Annotated in this window: 26 protein-coding genes; 10 read left to right on the top strand and 16 right to left on the bottom strand. The window is 70.5% G+C overall.

From position 1 onward, the window contains the following. Positions 1-19: 19 nt before the first annotated feature. The 6 genes from ygfZ to ACZ6TU_RS37500 form a co-directional block, all read right to left on the bottom strand. A complete protein-coding gene (gene ygfZ, locus ACZ6TU_RS37525) occupies positions 20-985 on the bottom strand; it encodes a CAF17-like 4Fe-4S cluster assembly/insertion protein YgfZ (protein WP_467681471.1) in 966 nt (321 codons plus the stop codon). 10 nt (positions 986-995) lie between these two features. Continuing rightward, positions 996-1,433 (bottom strand): Fur family transcriptional regulator, encoded by a 438-nt coding sequence (locus ACZ6TU_RS37520; RefSeq protein WP_010036186.1) that lies wholly within the window; start codon positions 1,431-1,433, stop codon positions 996-998. Between the two features lie 16 nt (positions 1,434-1,449). After that, positions 1,450-2,025 carry a heme-binding beta-barrel domain-containing protein gene (locus ACZ6TU_RS37515; RefSeq protein WP_467681469.1) on the bottom strand — a complete coding sequence of 192 codons (576 nt, stop codon included), beginning with the start codon at positions 2,023-2,025 and terminating at the stop codon, positions 1,450-1,452. A gap of 238 nt (positions 2,026-2,263) precedes the next feature. After that, positions 2,264-3,121: a hypothetical protein gene (locus ACZ6TU_RS37510; protein WP_469553265.1), complete on the bottom strand. Its 858-nt coding sequence runs from the start codon at positions 3,119-3,121 to the stop codon at positions 2,264-2,266. Continuing rightward, the gene (locus tag ACZ6TU_RS37505) at positions 3,118-3,942 is read right to left on the bottom strand and encodes a hypothetical protein (protein WP_469553264.1); all 825 of its coding nucleotides are present in this window, start codon (positions 3,940-3,942) and stop codon (positions 3,118-3,120) included. The genes ACZ6TU_RS37510 and ACZ6TU_RS37505 overlap by 4 nt, the downstream gene beginning before the upstream one ends. Next, positions 3,939-4,694, bottom strand: coding sequence for a hypothetical protein (locus ACZ6TU_RS37500; protein ID WP_467681463.1), 756 nt, complete (start codon positions 4,692-4,694; stop codon positions 3,939-3,941). Before ACZ6TU_RS37500 ends, ACZ6TU_RS37505 begins: the two co-directional genes overlap by 4 nt. A gap of 101 nt (positions 4,695-4,795) precedes the next feature. On the opposite strand from ACZ6TU_RS37500, the gene ACZ6TU_RS37495 reads away from it, so the two are divergent. Further along, positions 4,796-5,158: a DsrE family protein gene (locus ACZ6TU_RS37495; RefSeq protein ID WP_467681461.1), complete on the top strand. Its 363-nt coding sequence runs from the start codon at positions 4,796-4,798 to the stop codon at positions 5,156-5,158. Here the strand turns inward: ACZ6TU_RS37495 and ACZ6TU_RS37490 are convergent. The 9 genes from ACZ6TU_RS37490 to ACZ6TU_RS37450 form a co-directional block, all read right to left on the bottom strand. Then, positions 5,152-5,538: a VOC family protein gene (locus tag ACZ6TU_RS37490; protein ID WP_467681459.1), complete on the bottom strand. Its 387-nt coding sequence runs from the start codon at positions 5,536-5,538 to the stop codon at positions 5,152-5,154. The genes ACZ6TU_RS37495 and ACZ6TU_RS37490 overlap by 7 nt on opposite strands. A gap of 21 nt (positions 5,539-5,559) precedes the next feature. Next, entirely contained in the window at positions 5,560-5,820 is a 261-nt protein-coding gene (locus ACZ6TU_RS37485) for a DUF3099 domain-containing protein (RefSeq protein WP_467681457.1), read from the bottom strand. A gap of 86 nt (positions 5,821-5,906) precedes the next feature. Then, on the bottom strand, positions 5,907-6,194 hold the full coding sequence (locus tag ACZ6TU_RS37480; protein ID WP_010036201.1) for a DUF1416 domain-containing protein: 288 nt from the start codon (positions 6,192-6,194) through the stop codon (positions 5,907-5,909). Positions 6,195-6,238: 44 nt separating this feature from the next. Continuing rightward, positions 6,239-7,084, bottom strand: a complete 846-nt coding sequence (locus ACZ6TU_RS37475) for a sulfurtransferase (protein WP_184985335.1) — start codon at positions 7,082-7,084, stop codon at positions 6,239-6,241. Between the two features lie 138 nt (positions 7,085-7,222). After that, positions 7,223-7,303: a putative leader peptide gene (locus tag ACZ6TU_RS37470; protein WP_350310325.1), complete on the bottom strand. Its 81-nt coding sequence runs from the start codon at positions 7,301-7,303 to the stop codon at positions 7,223-7,225. Between the two features lie 199 nt (positions 7,304-7,502). Then, positions 7,503-8,240, bottom strand: coding sequence for an LmeA family phospholipid-binding protein (locus ACZ6TU_RS37465; protein ID WP_467681454.1), 738 nt, complete (start codon positions 8,238-8,240; stop codon positions 7,503-7,505). A 220-nt stretch (positions 8,241-8,460) separates the two neighbouring features. Continuing rightward, positions 8,461-9,531, bottom strand: coding sequence for a hypothetical protein (locus ACZ6TU_RS37460; RefSeq protein WP_467681452.1), 1,071 nt, complete (start codon positions 9,529-9,531; stop codon positions 8,461-8,463). Between the two features lie 3 nt (positions 9,532-9,534). Continuing rightward, complete coding sequence (locus tag ACZ6TU_RS37455; protein ID WP_010036212.1) at positions 9,535-9,789, bottom strand: MoaD/ThiS family protein; 255 nt, start codon at positions 9,787-9,789, stop codon at positions 9,535-9,537. Between the two features lie 37 nt (positions 9,790-9,826). Continuing rightward, positions 9,827-10,678 (bottom strand): alpha/beta hydrolase, encoded by an 852-nt coding sequence (locus ACZ6TU_RS37450; protein ID WP_469553261.1) that lies wholly within the window; start codon positions 10,676-10,678, stop codon positions 9,827-9,829. Between the two features lie 174 nt (positions 10,679-10,852). Between ACZ6TU_RS37450 and ACZ6TU_RS37445 the strand changes: the two genes are divergently transcribed. The 8 genes from ACZ6TU_RS37445 (at position 10,853) to ACZ6TU_RS37410 (ending at position 17,588) form a co-directional block, all read left to right on the top strand. Beyond that, positions 10,853-11,632 (top strand): winged helix-turn-helix transcriptional regulator, encoded by a 780-nt coding sequence (locus ACZ6TU_RS37445; RefSeq protein ID WP_467681448.1) that lies wholly within the window; start codon positions 10,853-10,855, stop codon positions 11,630-11,632. 138 nt (positions 11,633-11,770) lie between these two features. Continuing rightward, a complete protein-coding gene (locus tag ACZ6TU_RS37440) occupies positions 11,771-12,814 on the top strand; it encodes a LacI family DNA-binding transcriptional regulator (RefSeq protein WP_469553260.1) in 1,044 nt (347 codons plus the stop codon). A 102-nt stretch (positions 12,815-12,916) separates the two neighbouring features. After that, complete coding sequence (locus ACZ6TU_RS37435) at positions 12,917-13,912, top strand: S1C family serine protease (RefSeq protein WP_467681444.1); 996 nt, start codon at positions 12,917-12,919, stop codon at positions 13,910-13,912. Positions 13,913-13,951: 39 nt separating this feature from the next. Continuing rightward, positions 13,952-14,161 carry a hypothetical protein gene (locus ACZ6TU_RS37430; RefSeq protein WP_467681442.1) on the top strand — a complete coding sequence of 70 codons (210 nt, stop codon included), beginning with the start codon at positions 13,952-13,954 and terminating at the stop codon, positions 14,159-14,161. 94 nt (positions 14,162-14,255) lie between these two features. Then, entirely contained in the window at positions 14,256-14,993 is a 738-nt protein-coding gene (locus ACZ6TU_RS37425) for a response regulator transcription factor (RefSeq protein ID WP_467369999.1), read from the top strand. Beyond that, positions 14,990-16,462: a HAMP domain-containing sensor histidine kinase gene (locus tag ACZ6TU_RS37420; RefSeq protein ID WP_467681439.1), complete on the top strand. Its 1,473-nt coding sequence runs from the start codon at positions 14,990-14,992 to the stop codon at positions 16,460-16,462. Before ACZ6TU_RS37425 ends, ACZ6TU_RS37420 begins: the two co-directional genes overlap by 4 nt. A 59-nt stretch (positions 16,463-16,521) precedes the next feature. After that, on the top strand, positions 16,522-16,854 hold the full coding sequence (locus tag ACZ6TU_RS37415; protein ID WP_469553258.1) for an ArsR/SmtB family transcription factor: 333 nt from the start codon (positions 16,522-16,524) through the stop codon (positions 16,852-16,854). Positions 16,855-16,907: 53 nt separating this feature from the next. Further along, positions 16,908-17,588 carry an NAD(P)H-dependent oxidoreductase gene (locus ACZ6TU_RS37410; protein ID WP_467681435.1) on the top strand — a complete coding sequence of 227 codons (681 nt, stop codon included), beginning with the start codon at positions 16,908-16,910 and terminating at the stop codon, positions 17,586-17,588. Between the two features lie 27 nt (positions 17,589-17,615). Here the strand turns inward: ACZ6TU_RS37410 and mshD are convergent, their stop codons facing one another. After that, positions 17,616-18,542, bottom strand: coding sequence for a mycothiol synthase (mshD, locus tag ACZ6TU_RS37405; protein ID WP_467681433.1), 927 nt, complete (start codon positions 18,540-18,542; stop codon positions 17,616-17,618). 143 nt (positions 18,543-18,685) lie between these two features. Between mshD and ACZ6TU_RS37400 the strand changes: the two genes are divergently transcribed. Next, the gene (locus ACZ6TU_RS37400; protein ID WP_467681431.1) at positions 18,686-20,500 is read left to right on the top strand and encodes a bifunctional metallophosphatase/5'-nucleotidase; all 1,815 of its coding nucleotides are present in this window, start codon (positions 18,686-18,688) and stop codon (positions 20,498-20,500) included. Positions 20,501-20,553 lie beyond the last annotated feature (53 nt).

The following is a 20,553-nucleotide window of genomic DNA, read 5'->3' as shown; positions in this document are numbered from 1 at the left end:
CCCGAAAGGTCTACAAGTCCTACGGCTCGACGACGACTTCCTGGGCCGCGGCGGTGTCCCCGGCCACCAGGCGCGCGTCCACGGCCACGTTCCGCTTCACCAGCGCGAGGGCGACCGGGCCGAGCTCGTGGTGGCGTACGGAGGTCGTGATGAAGCCGACCTTCCGGCCATCGGGACCGTCGTCCGCGAGCCGGACCTCGGTGCCGGCCACCGGCAGGTGGACCTCGCTGCCGTCCAGGTGCAGGAAGACCAGCCGACGCGGGGGCTTGCCCAGGTTCTGCACCCGGGCGACCGTCTCCTGGCCGCGGTAGCAGCCCTTCTGGAGGTGCACCGCCGAGCCGATCCAGCCCAGCTCGTGCGGGATGGTGCGGTGGTCGGTCTCGAAGCCGAGCCGGGGCCGGTGCTGCTCCACGCGCAGCGCCTCGTAGGCCAGGATCCCGGCGGGCGGCCCGGCCTGCTCGGCGTACGCCTCCAGGTCGGCGCGCGGCAGGAACAGGTCCCGGCCGTACGGCGTCTCCCGTACGGCCACGCCCTCCGGCACCTCGGCGATGGAGCCGGCCGGCAGGTGCACCACCGCGATGTCGGCCGTCCGGTCGGCGACCTCGACCTTGTAGAAGAACTTCATCGACTCCAGGTACGCGATCAGCGCGTCCTGGGTTCCGGGCTCCACATGGGCCCAGACCGTCTCGCCGTCGTCGACGAGATAGAGGGCGTGCTCGATGTGGCCGTTCGCGGACAGGATCAGCGCCTCGGTGGCCTGGCCCGCCGGGAGGTCGCTGACGTGCTGGGTGAGCAGCAGGTGCAGCCAGGCGAGGCGGTCCTCGCCGGTGACGGTGACGACGCCCCGGTGCGAGAGATCCACGAAACCGGTGCCGTCGGCGAGGGCACGCTGCTCGCGGAACAGATCGCCGTAGTGGGCGGCGACGCCTTCGTCCACGCCCTCGGCGGGGACGGCGCCGGGCAGGGTCAGCAGGGGGCTCTTCATATCCGTAAGCCTACGACTCGGTAGTTGAAGCCTTGAGGGTGCAGTCCTCGCACCGGCCGAAGATCGCGAAATGCTTCATGTCGGTGTCGAATCCGAACGTCTGCCGCAGCTTCGCGGTGAACTCGGCGGCCACGGAGACGTCCGCCTCGATGACGTTCTGGCAGTCACGGCAGACCAGGTGGAGGTGGTGGTGCCGGTCCGCGAGGTGGTACGTCGGCGCCCCGTGTCCCAGATGGGCGTGGCTGACCAGGCCGAGCTCCTCCAGCAGCTCCAGCGTCCGGTACACCGTCGAAATGTTGACCCCCGACGCCGTCTTCCTCACTTCCACGAGGATGTCGTCGGGGGTCGCGTGCTCAAGTGTGTCCACGGCTTCGAGCACGAGTTGCCGCTGCGGGGTCAGCCGGTAGCCGCGCTGCCGCAGATCGCTCTTCCAGTCGGTGCTCACCACACCGGCCAGTCTAGAACTACTTGAAGAAGGCGATGCCGTCGTCCGGCATGTCGTCGGGCAGGGCCTTGGCCCAGCGCTCGACCTCTTCCGGGGTGACGACCTTCTTCAGGTGGGCCGACATGTAGGGGCGCAGCTCGACCTCGGGGGTCTGCTTCTCGCCGACCCACATCAGGTCGCTCTTGACGTAGCCGTACAGCCGCTTGCCGCCGGTGTAGGGCTGGGAGGCGGCGGTGCGGGCCACCGCGTCCGTCACCAGGTCGATCTGCGGCTTCTTGTCGGCCAGCTCGCCGTACCAGATCTCGATGACGCCGTCGTCACGGGTCATCGTCACCTCGACCTTGCGGTCGGCGTCGATCCGCCAGTAGCCGTGCTCGGACTCCAGCGGCCGGACCTTGTTGCCGTCCTTGTCCAGCACCCAGGCGTGGGAGCTGTACTCCAGGAAGTCCCGGCCGTCGTGGGTGAAGGTGACCTCCTGCCCGAAGTTGCACTTCTCGGAGCCGGGGAAGTCGTGCACCCCGGCGCCGGCCCAGTTGCCGAGCAGGAAGGCGAGCGGGACGAGGTCCTTGTGGAGGTCGGACGGGATCTCGATCATCAGCAGCTTTTCGTCGTGGAGGTACGTCGGGTCTCGGGGGTCAGCGCTGGCCCTGGTACAGCTTCTTCACGGTGAGCCCGGCGAAGGCGAGGACGCCGACGGCGACCAGGACCAGCAGGATTTCGAAGAAGAGTTCCACGGGTGCTCCTTGAGCGGGGTGCGAATGGGTGCGCAGGGCCGGGCCCCAGCTTACGCGGCCGGGGCCCGGGCCTCTGTGTGAGGTAAGCCCGGACCGGAGTCAGCCGAGCAGTTGGCTCTGCAGGGTCACCGTCTGCTGGAAGGGCACGGCCCGCGCACCGCCCTTCCGGGACTGGACGACCAGCGCGAGGGTGTCACCGGCGGAGAGGTAGGCGTGGCGGACCTGTTCGCCGCCGTACGGCCTGGCCTCCTCGTAGACCACGCGCTCGACGTCGTCCACCACGGCGTCGTCGGGGAACGTCTTGTCGTTGGCGGACGTCTCGGCGCCGCGCAGGGGGAACTTCGGCGCGCTGTAGGGGGCGAAGTAGGGCGCGAGCAGTTCGTCGACGACGGCCGCGGTGTCGAACCGGAGCAGGTAGATCCGTGTGCGGGTGCCGTCCGGCATGGTCCAGCCGCGGGCGGCGATGTGCCGCAGACCGTGGTCGGTGAGCTGCTGCCCGAGTTCTTCGCGGTCGTCCTTCGCGGCGTACTCCGCAAGGAAGTCCTTCTTCGCCAGCCAGCCGTCCGCGCCCCGCAGCGCCTTGTCGTCCCTGGCGCCCTCCGGAGCAGGCAGGAGGAGGGCACGCGGGTCGGCGTAGTGCGCGCCGGCCGTGTTCGCCTCGGCGAAGGGGCCCGGGCTGCCGGAGGGCAGCGGCGGTCTGGTGAGCACCGGGTACTCCCAGCGCCCGTCCGGCTCCGTCGCGAGCCCGGGTAGGTCGGTTCGCTCCATCCGTGTGATGCCGAACGCCGTGGCCGCGCCGACCGCCGCGCAGACGGCCACGGCGGCGGTCCAGCGCAGGACGGCCCGCTGCACCCGGCGATCCTTGCGCACCGGGTCCGGTGGCACGTCCGGCTGCATTCCGGGCACGGCCGGCACGGCTGTCTGCTGCTGCTGCTGCTGCTGCTGCTGCTCGGTCATACCGCTTCCCCCGGCTCGGCGATACGGTCGAGCTGCTCGCGCAGCAGCATCGCGACCCCCTTGGTGTCGAGTGGCCTCGCGCCGTCCGCGACAGCGGTGACCAGGACGTTCCCGACGTAGGCGGAGCAGTACATCGTCTCCAGGTCCCCGTCGGCCTCCTTCGGCGGCAGGAAGCAGTGGGCGTTCTTGTGGCCCTTGATCTTCGGGCCCTTGCGGAAGACGTCCAGGGCGTCGAGGACCGCACTCCGGAAACGCGAGGCGTCCCGGACGGCGGCCCTGTTGTCCATCTGGGAGAGCTCTACGCGCACCGTGAAGGCGTCGTCGGTGTAAGCGTCGGAGAGCTTGGTGGTGCTGAGATAGCTGCGCATGGCGATGCCGGTGATGCGCTGCTGGTCGACCGCCTTCTCCAGCCGCTTGCGCTGGCTGCGCGGCAGGCCGCTCAGGGACTCCTTGCGCAGGGCCGTGGCCTGCTCCCCGCTCAGCGCGGCGTCCGAGCCGTACTCGCCGAGGTCCGGGCCGCGCCCCCACCCGTTGGCTCCGTAGGTCCCGTACGGCACGAGCATGCCGGCGAGCCCGGAGGGGGCGGCCTTCTTGTCCGCCTCGGCCTTGGTCTTGTTCTTGGGAAACGTCCAGACGGGTGCGCCCGCGTCCCGGTCGGCGCCGTTCACGGCCACGACGGTGTAGCCCGCGCCGCCGACGACGGCGACCGCCAGCAGCGCGGACGCGGTGACGGCGGCGACACGACCACGGCGTACGGGCTGCTTCTGCGGCTGGGGGGCGGGCTCGGACACGGCTCCCGGCTCCACGTGGTTGTCGCTCACAGCCGCTCCATCTGCCGCTCGGCCAGGTCCATGATCTTCGCCTTGGGAATCGGCTTGGTGTCCTTCACCCAGATCTCCACGGCGATGTCGCCGCGCCAGGCGTGTGCCTCGGCGGAGTACACCGGCACGTAGCCGGGCTCGGTGTCGGGCCGGTTGTGGACGTAGGCCCGGCCGTCCCCGGTGCCTGGCACGGCCCAGCTGTCGGTGCCGTCCTCGTCCTCGGCCCAGTACTGGCTGTTGCCGGCCCTGTCGGCGGCGGCTAGCACCTCTTCCTGCCGGTACTGCAGCAGGCGGATCTCCACCTGGTACGTGCCGTCGACACGCCAGCCGGTGACGGCCGCGCGCCGGAACTCGTCGCTGACGATCTTGCCGAACATCTTGCCCGGCTCCTTGTAGTACTGCGCGTAGCCCGCCAGGTCCAGCCAGCCGTCGTCGCCCATCTGGTACTCGGCGTCCCGCGCCCCGCGCGGCTTCTTCAGCAGCAGCTTCCGCAGGTCCGCGTCGGTCTTCACGCGCCTGTCCCGCGCGGCCGACAACGGCTCGGGCCCGTCGCCCCTGGCCTGCGCGATCGACGGCTGCGAGAGCGAGGGCAGCTTCGTGGGCGCGCGGTCCACCTGTACGAGGTAACCGGCGCAGGTGCCGGCGACCAGCCCGAGCACGGCGGCGGCACCGATCAGCGCGGCCGTACGCCCCCGCCGACGGCGACGCGGCCCGGGCTCGGCCTCGCCGGCCACTTCTTCGGGTACTTCCAAGACGTCCCCCACAGAACGTGAAGCGCGCATTCCGTATGCGCGCGCACTGGAGACCTCCAGGCAATGCCCGGAGTTGTAGAAGCGTTGATTACGATTCGGCCATGGCGAAAAAGCTCGTGATCAAGGTGACGGCGGGGGCCGACGCCCCCGAGCGGTGCTCCCAGGCGTTCACGGTGGCGGCGGTGGCGGCGGCCAGTGGCGTCGACGTCTCCCTGTGGCTGACCGGCGAGTCCGCCTGGTACGCCCTCCCCGGCCGCGCCGCCGAGTTCGAGCTCCCGCACGCGGCCCCGCTCCCCGACCTGCTCGACTCGATCCTGGCGGCCGGCCGCGTCACCCTGTGCACGCAGTGCGCGGCCCGCCGCGAGATCACGGAGCAGGACGTCATCAAGGGCGTCCGCATCGCCGGCGCGCAGGTCTTCGTCCAGGAGTCCATGGCGGACGGCACCCAGGCGCTCGTCTACTGAGACGGCTCCGCCGCCTCCGTGTAGAGGCAGAAGGGGTGGCCCGCCGGGTCCAGGAGCACCCGGACGCCGTCCTGCGGCTGGTACGCGGCGAGCCGCGCGCCCTCGGCCAGGGCCCGCGCGGTCTCGCGTTCCAGGTCGTCGACCTCGATGTCGAGGTGGAGCATCATCTGCTGCCGGTCCGGCGCGCTCGGCCAGACGGGCGGCCGGTAGGCGGGCTCGGTCTGGAAGGACAGTCCGGTACCGCCGTCCGGCGGCCGGATGTGCACCCAGTCCTGCCCGTCCTCCCCGCGCCACACCCGCCACCCGGGCAGCAGCCGCAGGTAGAAGGCGGCCAGCTCACGGGCGTTCGGGGCGTCCAGAGTCGCCGCCGTCAGGCGCACGGTCGCTCCCCCCTCGTCGGTTCAGTGCCGGCGCTTCTTGCCGTCCAGTTCGTCCCACCACTCGTCGGACTTGGGGTCCCCGGAGGGGTCGTCCCACCAGCGGTCGTCCGGGCCACGCCGGTTCGCGACCATCGCCGCGACGGGCGGGATGACCATGGCGACCAGACACATCCCGACGGCGACGGGGACGGACCACAGGCGGACGACGCCCCAGGCCAGGACGAACAGCCCGATGCAGCCGCCCATCATCGCGAAGTACGTGCGCCGCCGTCGTGCGTACATACACCCAGCGTAGGTCCGGGCATGCCGAAGGGCCGCACCCCAGGCGTCCAACCCGTGGGATACGGCCCCTCGTGGCACTGCCGCCGTCAGACGGCGATCGCGACCTCCGCCAGGCCGCCCTTCTGGGCGACGACCGTGCGGTCGGCGGTGGCTCCGGGCACGAGGGCACGGACGGTCCAGGTGCCCTCGGCCGCGTAGAAGCGGAACTGTCCGGTCGCCGAGGTCGGCACCTCGGCCGTGAACTCGCCGGTCGAGTCCAGCAGACGGACGTAGCCGGTCACGGGCTCGCCGTCCTTGGTCACCTGACCCTGGATCGTGGTCTCACCGGGCTTGATCGTCGAGGCGTCCGGGCCGCCGGCCTTCGCTCCACACATGTCGTACTCCTGAAGAGAGGTCTTGAAAAGGTCGGTCGGTTTGCTTACTTGTTGGCGCCGAGCTCGATCGGCACGCCCACCAGGGAGCCGTACTCGGTCCAGGAGCCGTCGTAGTTCTTGACGTTCTCCACGCCGAGCAGCTCGTGCAGCACGAACCAGGTCAGCGCGGAGCGCTCACCGATACGGCAGTAGGCGATGGTGTCCTTGGCCAGGTCGACGCTCTCCGCGGCGTAGAGCTCCTTGAGCTCCTCGTCCGACTTGAAGGTGCCGTCGTCGTTGGCGTTCTTGGACCACGGGATGTTGCGGGCGCTCGGCACGTGGCCGGGGCGCTGGGACTGCTCCTGCGGCAGGTGGGCCGGGGCGAGCAGCTTGCCGGAGAACTCGTCGGGCGAGCGCACGTCGACGAGGTTCTGCGAGCCGATGGCCGCCACCACGTCGTCGCGGAAGGCACGGATCGACGTGTCCTGCGCCTTGGCCTTGTAGTCGGTCTTCGGACGCTCCGGCACCTCGTCGCCGGCGACCAGCTCGCGGGCGTCGAGCTCCCACTTCTTGCGGCCGCCGTCGAGGAGCTTGACGTTGTCGTGGCCGTACAGCTTGAAGTACCAGTACGCGTAGGAGGCGAACCAGTTGTTGTTGCCGCCGTACAGGATCACCGTGTGGTCGTTCGCGATGCCCTTCTCCGACAGGAGCTTCTCGAAGCCCTCCTGGTCGACGAAGTCACGACGGACCGGGTCCTGGAGGTCCTGGGTCCAGTCGATGCGGATCGCGTTGCGGATGTGGTTCTTCTCGTAGGCGGACGTGTCCTCGTCCACCTCGACGATGGCGATGGTCGGGTCGTCCAGGTGCTCCTGGAGCCAGTCGGCGTCGACCAGGACGTCGCTGCGGCTCATGCTCTTTCTCCTCCGGGGCAGTTGCGGCGGGGCGTGCGAGATCTGCGGGGCGCGCGCCCATGAGGAGGGCGGCGCACGAGTGCCCTTGATGCAGGGCGGCGGGGATGCGCGCGCCGACGCATGGGCCGACGCGGTCGCTCAGAAGGTGCGACAGAGCATGGCGGCGACGCGGCACAGGTCTACTGCCCGCCGCTTCGTGAGATCCGCCTGTCGCTTCATGCCGTCGATCGTAGGGACGGTCAGGCACGCGTGTCACCGGCGTGTCGCATACTGAGACGGAAGAATCCACGATGTGGGATCGAGAGGGTGCGAGGAGGCACAGGACAAGGGTTGTGTCCGAATGTATCCGCCGTCACATCTGCGCTACGGACATCACTGTCTCGCCCACCGGACACCCCAGGTCCACCTGGCGCCTTTCCTACCCGGCCAGGCGGACGTCGGAACCCTTCACCGTGATCTCGACGCCGCCCGGCGCGGCCTGGACCTTGTCCAGCTGGATGCCGCCGGGCAGGCCGTCGATCTTCTGCTGGAAGTCGGTGATGGCCCGGACCCGGGACTCGGCGATCTCGACGCCGCCGAACTTGGGCAGGCCGTCGGCCTTCACCCGCACGGTGCCGTCGTTCACCGTCACCGAGCTGAGCACGGAGACCGGTTCGGGCAGCTTGGTGCCGAGGACGGTGGCCTCGACGGTAACCTTGATCTTGCCGTTGCCGCCGTCGGAGAGGCCGACGACCTTGGCGGTGACGCCCGGGGCGACCTGGGTGGGCTCGGACTTCGCCGTCTTCAGCAGCTCGTCGTAGGCGATGGTCGCGGTGCCGGTGGCGCTGGTGGCGGTGGCGGAGCTGTAGTCGCCGGAGAACTCGACTCCCCGCATGTCGGCCCGGAGGTCGTCGATACGGATCTTCTCGGCGCCGTTGCCCGCGGCGGCCTCGTAGTTCGTGATGCCGACCTCGATGTCGTCGAGGGAGCCACCGACGACCTGGGTGAGGAACGGGAAGCCCTTGATGGACACGTCCGGGGTGGCGGAAAGGTTCTCGGTGGCCTTCAGGCGGTCGGCGGCCTCGCCCTCGGCGAAGTTCACGGCGACGCGGTCGGCGATCACGAAGAGCCCGCCCAGGATCACGACGACGATCAGCAGTATTCGCAGTGCGCGCATGCGGTGTTACCCCCACCTAGGCGGTTGGACGTCGGTCTGGTGTTCGACGACCGAGCGGCCGTCCTTGCGTGAGGGTAACTCCGTGGACGGTGAGGGCCCTGGGTTTGTCGATCATCTGTGACAGGTCAGGCGCTCGGCGCGGGTGCCGGTGCCGGGTGGGCCCACCCCAGCGGCACGACTGCCCGCGGCCAGGACAGCCGAGCACACCCGCGAGCAGGCGCTAGACCAGGGCCCGGCCCAGTACGTAGACCGCCGGGGCCGCGGTGGACAGGGGCAGGGCCACTCCCGCCGTGAAGTGGACGAAGCGGGACGGGTAGTCGTAGCCGGCGACTCGGTGGCCGATCAGGGCGCAGACTGCCGCGCCCGCGCCCAGGAGGGCGCCCGACGTGCCCAGGCCCGTCATCGAGCCGGCCGCGAGACCGCCGCCCGCCGCCGCGAGCAGCGCCACCACCACCGAAGCCGGCGTCGGCAGCGGCAGAGCGCGGGCCAGGACCGCGACCGCCACCGCGATCGCGCCCACGGTCACCGCGTCCGCGTCGGCCGCGAGGTAGCCGCCCGCCACGATCGCCAGGGCCGACGCCGCGACCGTCGCCATCAGGCCGTACATCCGCTCGTCCGGGTCGGCGTGCGACCGCAGCTGGAGCACCAGCGCCAGAAGCACCCACACCCCGAGCGTGCCCAGGATCGCCGACGGCGAGCGGTCCGACGCCAGCAGCGCCGCGTCCGCGGCCAGCGCGCCCGCGAAGCCCAGCGCGATGCCCTGCCGCGCCGGCCACATCCCGTTCAGACGGAACCAGCCCGCCGCGGTGACGGCCTGGAGGACGACGAGCGGCACCAGCAGCGCGTACGTGCCGACCGCCGCCGCTCCCGCCAGCAACAGCCCGAGAAGCGCCGTCAGCGCGGCCGGCTGCAGCCCGGGCTCGATGATCGGCGAGCGCCCCTCCGCCCGCGCCCGCTGCGCGTCCGTGACCCGCGCGTTCCCGGCGACGGTGGCCGGGCCGTACCCGGCAGCGGGAGTGGGAGCGGGAGCAGAAGCGGGAACCGCCTCAGAAGGAGCCTGGTACCCCTGCGGTGGCAGATACGCCGTCTCCTCCGCCGCCGTCGCCTGCGCGGACACCGGCGACTGCGTCTGCGTCTCCCAGGTCTGCCCCTGCCACTGCTGCGTGTACTGCTGAGCGGCGTACGGATCGTCGTACCCCTGGTGCCCCTGCCCAGGCCACCCCTGGGGCGTCTGGGGCTGCTGGGGCTGCTGTCCGTAAGGGTCGTAGCCGTCGTACGGCTGGTTGGTCATCGCTCACCCTCCTGCGAACGGCGGGAGCACCTCGACCGTGCCGCCGTCGGCCAGCCGTACCGTCTCATGTCCGCGGGTGCCCACGGGGTCACCGTCCACGAGGAACGAGCATCGCCGCAGCACGCGCTCCAGTTCGCCGGGGTGTCGCTCACGCACCCCGTCGAGCGCCTCGGCGAGCGTGGCCGCCTCGTACGGCTCCTCGGCCACCCCGGCCGCGGCCTTGGCGGCGGCCCAGTAGCGCACCGTGACCTTTGGCATCTGCTTCCTCGTTTGCTTGTCGGTGAACCCCGTCAGGCTAGCCCGCCCGGCCCACGACCCACTCCCCGATCCGGCCCAGCAGTTCGTCGCTCGCCGCGTTCTCGGCATGTCCCATGCCCGGCTCGAGCCACAGTTCGCCCTGGTCAGCGGCGGCCGCGGCCAGCATGCGGGGATGGTCGACGGGGAAGTAGCCGTCGGCGTCGCCGTGCACGATCAGCAGCGGGGTCGGAGCGATCCTCGGTACCGCCTCCACCGGCGAGAGCGGGACCGGGTCCCAGTCCCGGTGGTGGATGCGCGTACGGAAGCCGTAGCGGCTCACCACCCGGCCCTCCGGCCGCGTCACCAGCCAGTGCAGCCAGCGCATGGGGGCGGTTCCCCGGTAGTACCACCGGGCCGGCGCGCTCACCGACACCACCGCGTCGGTCTGCCGTGGATACAGCGCCGCATGCCGCAGCACCACCGAGCCCCCCATGGAGAACCCCACCGTCCCCACGCGCGCGTGCCCGAGCTCCCGGGCCCACCGGACCGCCGCCCCCAGGTCGAGCACCTCCCGGTCCCCGACCGTCGACCGCCCGCCGGACGCCCCGTGCCCCCGGAAGGAGAACGTGACGACGGCCCCGTACCGGGCGAAGGCCTGCGCCACCCGCCGCACGTGCGGCCGGTCCACGGCACCGGTGAAGCCGTGGGCGACGACGAACACGGGGTGATCGGCAGGCGTCCGGGAGATGTCGTATACAGCGGCACCCGGGTCGTATACGGCGTCGATCGTCACACCGTCGGACGTGCGCAGAAACGTCCGCATTTGCGTCCGCACAGGCGTTCCCCGAGTCGTCTCGGAATGCGGACGAACGGTGGAACGCGCCACATGACCTGCCGGACCAGAGCTCATGTGGGCTATTCTGCTGGGCAGAGGACTCGGGCAGCGTAGCCCCCGGGTCCTTTTGTGCTTTCGGAAGCGTTGTATACGACGCGGGAAACCGCAGGTGTACGGGGCCTTCGGGATCGCAGAGCCCAGTGCTGTGCCAACAAACGTCCTCGCAGGGACCGAGGAGGAACCAGACGTATGAGTTCTCTGCTGCTCCTGACCAACGCCCTCCAGCCGTCGACGGAGGTGCTCCCCGCCCTCGGCCTGCTCCTGCACAACGTGCGAGTGGCCCCCGCGGAGGGCCCCGCCCTCGTCGACACCCCCGGCGCCGACGTCATCCTCGTCGACGGCCGCCGCGACCTGCCACAGGTCCGCAGCCTGTGCCAGCTGCTTCGCTCGACCGGACCCGGCTGCCCGCTCGTCCTCGTCGTCACGGAGGGCGGTCTCGCCGCCGTCACCGCCGACTGGGGCATCGACGACGTCCTGCTCGACACCGCCGGCCCCGCCGAGGTCGAGGCCCGGCTGCGGCTGGCCATGGGCCGGCAGCAGATCGTCAGCGACGACTCCCCGATGGAGATCCGCAACGGCGACCTGTCGGTCGACGAGGCGACGTACTCCGCCAAGCTCAAGGGCCGCGTCCTCGACCTCACGTTCAAGGAGTTCGAGCTCCTGAAGTACCTCGCGCAGCACCCCGGCCGCGTCTTCACGCGCGCCCAGCTGCTCCAGGAGGTCTGGGGCTACGACTACTTCGGCGGCACCCGCACGGTCGACGTGCACGTACGGCGACTGCGCGCCAAGCTCGGACCCGAGCACGAGTCGCTGATCGGCACCGTCCGGAACGTCGGTTATCGATTCGTTACGCCGGAGAAGGTGGAGCGCGCCGCCGAGGAGGCGAAGGCCAAGGCGGCCAAGGAAAAACCGGACAACGAGGATGAGTCGGCCGCTCTGGACGCCGCCGAGGCGCGTACCAAGGCGTAAAGCGGCGTATAGCGGTGCCCATCTGGGCATCGCTTTCCGGAAGGAGTGCGCGGGCCGGCACCGGACGGCGGTCGGGATATCGTACGGAACCCCCTTTACGCCCTGCCCAGAGCGGGTATATCCGCGTAGACTCCGCGCGTGGCCAAGGTGACTCGGGATGATGTGGCGCGGCTGGCAGGGACTTCCACTGCCGTGGTCAGCTATGTCATCAACAACGGACCCCGGCCGGTCGCCCCGGCCACGCGCGAGCGTGTCCTCGCCGCGATCAAGGAACTGGGGTACCGGCCCGACCGGGTCGCCCAGGCGATGGCGTCCCGGCGTACGGACCTCATAGGCCTGATCATCCCGGACGCGCGCCAGCCCTTCTTCGGGGAGATGGCGCACGCGGTCGAGCAGGCCGCCTCCGAGCGCGGAAAGATGGTGCTCGTCGGCAACACGGACTACGTGGGCGAGCGCGAGGTCCACTACCTGCGCGCCTTCCTGGGGATGCGGGTCTCGGGCCTGATCCTCGTCAGCCACGCGCTCAACGACCTCGCCGCCGCCGAGATCGAGGCCTGGGACGCCCGGGTCGTGCTGCTGCACGAGCGGCCCGAGGCCATCGACGACGTCGCCGTCGTCACGGACGACCTGGGCGGCGCCCAGCTCGCCGTACAGCACCTGCTGGAGCACGGTCACGAGTACGTCGCCTGTATGGGCGGCATAGCCGAGACCCCGGCCGTCGGCGACCCGGTCTCCGACCACGTCGAGGGCTGGCGGCGCGCGATGGACGAGGCCGGCATCTCCACGGAGGGCCGCCTCTTCGAGGCCCTCTACAACCGCTACGACGCCTACCAGGCCGCCCTGAAGATCCTCTCCGGTCCCGAGCGCCCGCCCGCGATCTTCTGCTCCACCGACGACCAGGCGATCGGCCTGCTGCGGGCCGCGCGCGAACTGCGGATCGACGTGCCCGGCGAGCTGGCGGTGGCCGGCTTCGACGACATCAAGGAAGCGGCGCTGACCGACCCGCCCCTGACGACGGTCGCCTCCGACCGTTCGGCGATGGCGCGTGCGGCGGTGGACCTCGTCCTCGACGACGGAGTGCGCGTGGCGGGGGCCCGGCGGGAGCGGCTGAAGGTGTTTCCGTCACGACTGGTGGTGCGGCACTCCTGCGGCTGCGCCCAGGGCCCGTCGGACAAGCCCTGACACCCCTTCCCGGGGCGCCTTTATATCGGGCATACGAGGTTCTGTCGGGCTTCTCAGGGAGGACTCAGGAAGCTCTCATGCTCGGGTTCCAAGCTCTGAGACATGACCGAGAGCTTCCACCGCAGTGGCGAGTACGAGAACCCTTACGAGGGTCAGCAGCAGGCCCCGGTGAACCCCGAGTGGCCGCCTCCGCCGGCGTACGCCCCGGCACCCGCTCCGAAGAAGCGCAACCGTGGCACCGTCGCCCTGCTCGCCGCCGTGGCGATCGTCGCCGCGGCGATCGGCGGCGGCACCGCCTACGGCATACAGGAGCTGACGGGCAACGACACCGTCTCCTCCAGCTCCACCAGCACCAACGTGGTGCCGTCCAGCCAGAAGGGCACGGTCGCCGGGGTCGCCAAGGCGGTCAGCCAGAGCATCGTCGAGATCAGCGCCGACTCCAACGCCGGTTCCTCCACCGGCTCCGGCGTGATCATCACGAGCGGCGGCGAGATCATCACCAACAACCACGTGGTCTCCGGTGCCTCGCAGATCAAGGTGACGACCAGCGACGGCAAGTCGTACTCCGCCAAGGTCGTCGGCACCGACAGCAAGAAGGACCTGGCGCTGATCAAGCTGGAGAACGCCTCCGGCCTGAAGGCGGCGACGCTCGGCGACTCCTCCGGAATCCAGGTCGGCGACCAGGTCGTGGCGATCGGCTCCCCCGAGGGCCTCTCCGGCACCGTCACCAGCGGCATCATCTCGGCTCTCGACCGTGACGTCACGGTCCCGACGGACGAGGACCAGGGCCAGCAGCAGCCCCAGCAGGGCGACGGGTGGCCGTTCGAGTTCGGCGGGCGGCAGTTCAACGGCGACACCGGCTCGGACACCACGACGTACAAGGCGCTCCAGACCGACGCGTCCCTCAACCCGGGCAACTCCGGCGGCGCGCTGATCGACATGAACGGCAACATCATCGGGATCAACTCCGCGATGTACTCGCCGGCGGGCGCCGCCTCCTCGTCCTCCGACGCCGGCAGCGTCGGCCTGGGCTTCGCCATCCCGATCAACACCGTCAAGGCCGACCTCGCCAAGCTGCGGGCCGGCTCCACCGACTGAGTTCCCTCGAGTGAGTTCCTTCCAGTGAGGAGTACGGCGATGATCCAGCAGGTTCCGCACACGGTGCCGGGGGCCGGCCCGGCGGCGTTCGCGCTGGCGCTGGCGGTGGCGTACGAACTGCACGCGCCGGCGACGGCATCGGCGTCGGCGACGCGGGCGCCCGAGGTGGCGACGGCCAAGGCCCGGCCCGCGCGCAAGGCCGCCGCCCGCCGGGCCGCAGCCGCCCGGCGCCGCAAGGTACGGGGCTGATCCTTCTCCCGGCCCGCCCCACCGACGTGCGAGGCTGAGAGCGTCAGCGACACCCCGTCCCGCCACACCACACCACACCCGAGGACCCCGCCCCATGAGCCCCGCAGACGGCGACCGTGACCCCCAGCGCATCCTGATCGTCGACGACGAGCCGGCGGTACGCGAAGCACTCCAGCGCAGCCTCGCCTTTGAGGGGTACGGGACCGAGGTCGCCGTGGACGGCGCGGACGCGCTGGAGAAGGCCGCGGCGTACCGCCCCGACCTGGTCGTCCTCGACATCCAGATGCCCCGCATGGACGGCCTGACGGCAGCGCGCCGCATCCGCGCCACGGGCGACACGACCCCGATCCTCATGCTCACGGCCCGCGACACGGTCGGCGACCGGGTCACGGGCCTCGACGCGGGCGCCGACGACTACCTGGTCAAGCCCTTCGAACTCGACGAACTCTTCGCCCGCATCCGCGCCCTGCTGCGCCGCAGCTCCTACGCGGCGGCCGTCGGCGCGGGCTCTCCGGACGACGAGGACGTCCTCGCCTTCGCCGACCTGCGCATGGACCTCGCGACGCGCGAGGTCACCCGGGGCGGCCGCCAGGTGGAGCTGACCCGCACGGAGTTCACGCTGCTGGAGATGTTCATGGCGCACCCGCGCCAGGTCCTCACCCGGGAGCAGATCCTCAAGGCGGTCTGGGGCTTCGACTTCGAGCCGTCGTCGAACTCCCTCGACGTCTACGTCATGTACCTGCGCCGCAAGACCGAGGCGGGCGGCGAACCGCGCCTCGTGCACACGGTGCGCGGTGTGGGCTACGTGTTGCGGCAGGGCGGCGCGGAGTGAACAAGGTCGTACGCCGGTTCCGCTCCCTGCCGATCCGGTCCCGGCTGGCGCTGCTGGTGGCGGCGGCGGTGGCATTCGCGGTGGCGGCGGTTTCGGTGACGTGCTGGTTCATCGTGCAGGGGAAGTTGTACGACCAGGTGGACGGCGATCTGAAGTCGTCGTTCCGGACCCTTCAGGCGGACGATTTCGACGCGCTGACGAAGACGTGTCCCCAGAAGCCCTCGAACACGCTCGGCGGGGCCCCGCGCCCGCAGACCTACGCGCAGGTCGTCAGGTCCGACGGCAGGGTCTGCCTGTTCAGCAACCTCATGCCCCAGGTGAAGGTCACGAGCGGTGACAAGGCCGTGGCCAAGGACCCCGACCCCACGACGGCCCAGCTGCGCAACGGCACCGACAGCGACGGCAACTCGGTGCGGGTGCTGACCACGGCGGTCATCGTGAAGGACGGGCCGTTCCAGCAGGGCGTGGCCGCCGACTACGCGCTGGTCATCGCGGTCCCTCTCAAGGGCACGGAGTCCACGCTCAACGAACTGGCGCTGATCCTGCTGCTGGTGTCGGGCGTAGGGGTGGTCGGCGCCGGAGCGGCCGGCCTCGCGGTGGCCCGGGCGGGTCTGCGCCCGGTCGACAAACTCACGGAAGCCGTCGAGCACGTGGCCCGCACGGAGGATCTGGACGTCCGCATCCCCGTGGACGATGCCGACGAGGACGAGGTGGCCCGTCTCTCCCGCTCGTTCAACTCGATGACCTCGGCCCTGGCCAGCTCCCGGGTGCTCCAGCAGCAGCTCATCGCGGACGCCGGCCACGAACTCCGCACACCGCTCACATCGCTGCGCACCAACATCGAACTCCTCACCCGCAGCGAGGAGACGGGCCGTCCCATCCCCGAGGCCGACCGCAAGGCGCTCCTCGCGTCGGTGAAGGCACAGATGACGGAGCTGGCCGCACTCATCGGCGACCTCCAGGAACTGTCCCGCCCGGACACCGGCCAGCACTCGGCCCGGACACAGATCGTCGCCTGGCAGGACCTCGTCGACTCGGCGCTGCGGCGGGCACGGCTGCGCGGCCCGGAATTGACGATCACGGCGGACGTCCAGCCCTGGTTCGTCCGAGCGGAACCCTCCGCCCTGGAACGGGCGGTGGTCAACATCCTCGACAACGCCGTGAAGTTCAGCCCGGAGGGCGGCACGATCGACGTGCGTCTGTCCGAGGGTGTCCTGACGGTCCGCGACCACGGCCCGGGCATCCCCGACGACGAACTCCCCCACGTCTTCGACCGCTTCTGGCGCTCACCGAGCGCGCGAGCGCTGCCCGGCTCGGGCCTCGGCCTGTCGATCGTGGCACGCACGGTGCAGCAGGCGGGCGGCGAGGTGTCGCTGTCCCACGCCGAGGGCGGCGGCACGGTGGCGACGGTACGGCTGCCGGGGGCGGCGGTGCCTCCGCCGGACAGTCCGGCCTTCGCCGCCGAATAGGACGGATTCGGTATCGAGATATCGTGGTGTGTCGGACTGTAGGGCGGGAAAGGTGACGCATGGCCGCGACGGCGGGGCTGGATTCGGGTGAACTGATCGAGGTGTTCAAGGCCCTCGGAAACCCTGCCCGCCTGCAGATCATGCAGTGGCTGAAGGATCCCGACGCGCACTTCGGTGAGTACGAGCCGATCGCGGACCGTCGGACGGTCGGCGTGTGCGTCACGCACATCCAGGCGAAGGCGGGACTCGCTCAGTCGACGGTCTCCAGCTACATGAGCACGCTCGAACGGGCGGGACTCGTGCGTCCCACCCGGGTGGGCAAGTGGACCCACTACCGGCGCGACGAAGAGCGGCTGGCACGGCTGGCACGGGCGATCGGCACCACCCTCTGATGTCAGCACCATCTTCAAATTGACGAATCGCGATACGTCGATATGATCTCTCCATGTCGACCTTCGCCGCTGCGCGCACAGCTCTGATCGTTCACGCTCACCCCGAGCCCCACTCGTTCAGCACCGCCCAGATGGCCGCCGCGGCTCAGTCCCTGGGCGAGGCCGGGTACCGGGTCGACGTCCTGGACCTCTACGCCGACGGCTGGGCGCCGGTGCTCGCCCGCGAGGAGTTCGCACCGGTGGAGGGCCCGTTCAAGCCGCAGGCCGAGCAGCTGCGGGCAGTCGAGGAAGGGACGCTCGACGCGGCGGTCAAGGCCCATCTCGACCGGCTGCTCGCCGCTGATCTGCTCGTGCTGTCGTTCCCGATGTGGTGGTTCTCGCTGCCGGCCGTCCTCAAGGGATGGGTGGACCGGGTCTTCGTGATGGGCGGGGTCTTCGGCGGCGACCACGGGCTCTTCGGCGACGCGGCGCTCGCCGGGAAGCGCGCCATGCTGCTGTTCACGACCGGCGGGCCCAGCGAGTCGTTCCGGCCCGGTGGCGCCTTCGGCCCGATGGACGACTTCCTGTTCCACATCCACCGGGGAATGCTGGAGTTCGTCGGCTTCCAGGTCCTCGATCCCGTGATCACCTACGGCCCGGCCCGCATGACCGACCGGGAACGAGCCGCGGCGCTGGAAGCGGTCAGGGAGTCCGTCGCGCGCACCGCGGCCGATGCCGGAATCACCGTGGGCTGACGCCGACGCCGACTGGAACCAGCGCCGTCACGTCTCCGTCCGGTACATCAGATCCGCCTCGTGCGTCACGAACCCCAGCCGCTCGTACACCGACACCGCCGCCTTGTTGTCGGCGTCGACGTACAGCATCGCGGTCGGCGCCCCCTGGCTCGCCAGGTGCCGCAGGCCGATCGTGGTGAGGGACTTGCCGAGGCCGCCGCCCTGAGCGCCGGGGGCGACGCCGAGGACGTACACCTCGCCCAGGCCCTCCTCGGCGTGCACCTTGGTCCAGTGGAAGCCGATGAGCTCGTCGCCCCGGAAGGCGAGGAAGAAACCCGCGGGGTCGAACCACGGTTCGGCCTTGCGGTCGTCGAGGTCCCGCTGCGTGAGTGAGCCCTGCTCGGGATGGTGGGCGAAGGCGGCGGCGTTGACGGCGAGCCAGGCCGCGTCGTCCTGGCCGGGGACGAAGGTGCGGACGGTGACACCCTGGGGGAGGGCCGGCTCGGGCGCGTCGAAGCCGGTCAAGGGGCGGCGCATCTGGCGCAGTTCCCGGAACAGGGTCAGACCGAGGACCTGCGCGAGGTGCCGGGCGGCGGAGTGGCCGCCGTGCGCCCACACCCGCAGCCGCTTGCCGGACGCGGCCAGCAGCGCGGAGCCCAGCGCCCGCCCGTGCCCGTGGCCCCGGTGCCCGGGGTGCACGACCAGTTCGGCGGCCGGCGGCTCCACCGGGTCGGTGTCCTCCAGTTGGGCGTACCCGACGAGTTCGCCGTCGACGGTGAGCAGCAGATGGGCAACGCCCTCTCGTTCGCCGCCGCGCAGCTGCAACCGGCCCTGTTCGGAGACCGCCTGCTGTCCGTCGGTGCCGACGGCGTCGGCGAGCAGGGCGAGGACAGCCTCGGTCTGCTCCGGGGAAAGCGCGGCATATGTGTCGATCGAGCGGGTGCGTCCGGGCCGTGCGGTGTCGTCGCTGGTCATGCGTACGAGGGTACGGGGGACTGCCGGTAAATCGGCGGCAAGAAGCAACCAGGATGTGATCCGAAAGCTCTGTCGCGCTACGCGCGTTGACTCTAGGCTGCGCCGGACGACATCACTGTCCCAGCAGAACCACAGGGGGGCGTATGCCAGCCACTTCACCGGCACCGGCGCACCAGGAGCGCCGCAGACGTCGCACGAACCGTCTCGTCGCTCTCGCCGCCGGTGTCGCCACCGTCGGCGCGCTGGCCGCGGCGACGGTGTCCGGGTCGGCGTCGGCCGGCGAGAACCACAGCGGGGGCGGCCACTGGCCGGGCCGCTACCAGGACGTCCAGCTGCTGTCCTTCAACGACCTGCACGGCAACCTGGAGCCGCCCACCGGCTCCTCCGGCCGGGTCACCGACGGCACGACGGAGCCCATCGACGCGGGCGGTGTCGAGTACCTCGCCACCCATCTGCGTCAGGCCCGCGAGGGCGAGAAGTACTCCATCACGGCGGCCGGCGGCGACATGGTCGGCGCCTCCCCGCTGATCTCCGGCCTCTTCCACGACGAGCCGACCATCGAGGCGCTGAACAAGCTCGACCTCGACGTCACCTCCGTCGGCAACCACGAGTTCGACGAGGGCGCCGAGGAGCTGGCCCGCCTCCAGAACGGCGGCTGCCACCCCAAGGACGGCTGCTACACGGACGAGAAGTTCCAGGGCGCCGACTTCCCCTACCTGGCCGCCAACGTCCTCGACGAGAAGACGAAGAAGCCGATCCTCAAGCCCTACTGGGTGTGGAAGAAGAAGGACGTCAAGGTCGGCTTCATCGGCGTGACCCTGGAGGACACCCCGGGCGTCGTCTCCGCCGAGGGCGTCAAGGGCCTCTCCTTCAAGGACGAGGTCGAGACGATCAACAAGTACGCCAAGGTGCTCCAGCGGCAGGGCGTGAAGTCGATCGTCGCGCTCATCCACGAGGGCGGCTTCCCGGCGTCGACGTCGTACAACTACGACTGTGACGCCCCGGGCGCCGGCGACGGCATATCCGGCCCGATCGTCGACATCGCCAAGAACATCACCCCGCAGGTGGACGCGCTGGTCACCGGCCACACCCACGCCGCGTACGCGTGCACCATCAACGACCCGGCGGGCAACCCGCGTACGGTCACCTCGGCCGCGTCCTTCGGCCGGCTGTACACGGACACCACGCTGACGTACGACCGTTGGACGGGTGACATCGCCCGTACGGCCGTGGCGTCCGCGAACCACGTGGTCACCCGGACCGTCCGCCCGGCGAGCGACATGACCGATCTGATCGTCAAGTGGAACGACCTCGCGGCGCCCATCGGCAACCGCCCGATCGGATACATCGCCGCCGACATATCCAGCACCGGCACCGAGTCCCCGATGGGCGACCTCATCGCCGACGCGCAACTCGCGTACGGCAAGGGGCTCGACCCGGAGACGGACCTCGCGCTGATGAACCCGGGCGGAATCCGGGGTCCGGGCCTCACCTACGCGGCCAAGGGGACCGAGGGCGACGGCGTGGTGACGTACGCCGAGGGCTTCACGGTCCAGCCGTTCGCCAACACCGTGAACCTCCAGGACTTCACGGGCGCCCAGCTGATCCAGGTGCTCAAGGAGCAGGTGACCGGCCCGAACGCGGCGGCGCCGAAGGTCCTCCAGGTGTCGTCCGGCCTCACCTACACGCTGGACCTCACCAAATCCGGCGCCGACCGCGTGGTCACCGACTCGATCAAGCTGAACGGCGCGGCCATCGACCCGGCGGCCACCTACCGCGTCGCGACGAACAGCTTCCTCGCGGGCGGCGGCGACGGCTTCCCGACCCTCGGCCAGGGCACGAACGACGTCGTCGGCGCCGACGACCTGAGCGCGCTGGAGCAGTACCTGACGGCCAACTCGTCGGCCACGAACCCGATGGCACCGCCGAAGGCGGACCGTATCGCGATCGTGAAGTAAATCGCATACAGGGGATTCAAGTTGCGGGCAGGGGCGGTGCGCATGGTCGGATG

This window comes from Streptomyces sp. NPDC052064 (assembly GCF_055585925.1).
This window is presented reverse-complemented; position numbering and strand designations above follow the sequence as displayed.

Bases quoted from the DNA above. Each gene is read 5' to 3' on its own strand.
- ygfZ (WP_467681471.1), bottom strand. From the start codon at position 985: ATGAAGAGCCCCCTGCTGACCCTGCCCGGCGCCGTCCCCGCCGAGGGC.
- ACZ6TU_RS37515 (WP_467681469.1), bottom strand. From the start codon at position 2,025: ATGATCGAGATCCCGTCCGACCTCCACAAGGACCTCGTCCCGCTCGCC.
- ACZ6TU_RS37510 (WP_469553265.1), bottom strand. From the start codon at position 3,121: ATGACCGAGCAGCAGCAGCAGCAGCAGCAGCAGCAGACAGCCGTGCCG.
- ACZ6TU_RS37495 (WP_467681461.1), top strand. From the start codon at position 4,796: ATGGCGAAAAAGCTCGTGATCAAGGTGACGGCGGGGGCCGACGCCCCC.
- ACZ6TU_RS37485 (WP_467681457.1), bottom strand. From the start codon at position 5,820: ATGTACGCACGACGGCGGCGCACGTACTTCGCGATGATGGGCGGCTGC.
- ACZ6TU_RS37480 (WP_010036201.1), bottom strand. From the start codon at position 6,194: ATGTGTGGAGCGAAGGCCGGCGGCCCGGACGCCTCGACGATCAAGCCC.
- ACZ6TU_RS37475 (WP_184985335.1), bottom strand. From the start codon at position 7,084: ATGAGCCGCAGCGACGTCCTGGTCGACGCCGACTGGCTCCAGGAGCAC.
- ACZ6TU_RS37470 (WP_350310325.1), bottom strand. From the start codon at position 7,303: ATGAAGCGACAGGCGGATCTCACGAAGCGGCGGGCAGTAGACCTGTGC.
- ACZ6TU_RS37465 (WP_467681454.1), bottom strand. From the start codon at position 8,240: ATGCGCGCACTGCGAATACTGCTGATCGTCGTCGTGATCCTGGGCGGG.
- ACZ6TU_RS37460 (WP_467681452.1), bottom strand. From the start codon at position 9,531: ATGACCAACCAGCCGTACGACGGCTACGACCCTTACGGACAGCAGCCC.
- ACZ6TU_RS37455 (WP_010036212.1), bottom strand. From the start codon at position 9,789: ATGCCAAAGGTCACGGTGCGCTACTGGGCCGCCGCCAAGGCCGCGGCC.
- ACZ6TU_RS37450 (WP_469553261.1), bottom strand. From the start codon at position 10,678: ATGAGCTCTGGTCCGGCAGGTCATGTGGCGCGTTCCACCGTTCGTCCG.
- ACZ6TU_RS37445 (WP_467681448.1), top strand. From the start codon at position 10,853: ATGAGTTCTCTGCTGCTCCTGACCAACGCCCTCCAGCCGTCGACGGAG.
- ACZ6TU_RS37435 (WP_467681444.1), top strand. From the start codon at position 12,917: ATGACCGAGAGCTTCCACCGCAGTGGCGAGTACGAGAACCCTTACGAG.
- ACZ6TU_RS37430 (WP_467681442.1), top strand. From the start codon at position 13,952: ATGATCCAGCAGGTTCCGCACACGGTGCCGGGGGCCGGCCCGGCGGCG.
- ACZ6TU_RS37425 (WP_467369999.1), top strand. From the start codon at position 14,256: ATGAGCCCCGCAGACGGCGACCGTGACCCCCAGCGCATCCTGATCGTC.
- ACZ6TU_RS37415 (WP_469553258.1), top strand. From the start codon at position 16,522: ATGGCCGCGACGGCGGGGCTGGATTCGGGTGAACTGATCGAGGTGTTC.
- ACZ6TU_RS37410 (WP_467681435.1), top strand. From the start codon at position 16,908: ATGTCGACCTTCGCCGCTGCGCGCACAGCTCTGATCGTTCACGCTCAC.
- mshD (WP_467681433.1), bottom strand. From the start codon at position 18,542: ATGACCAGCGACGACACCGCACGGCCCGGACGCACCCGCTCGATCGAC.
- ACZ6TU_RS37400 (WP_467681431.1), top strand. From the start codon at position 18,686: ATGCCAGCCACTTCACCGGCACCGGCGCACCAGGAGCGCCGCAGACGT.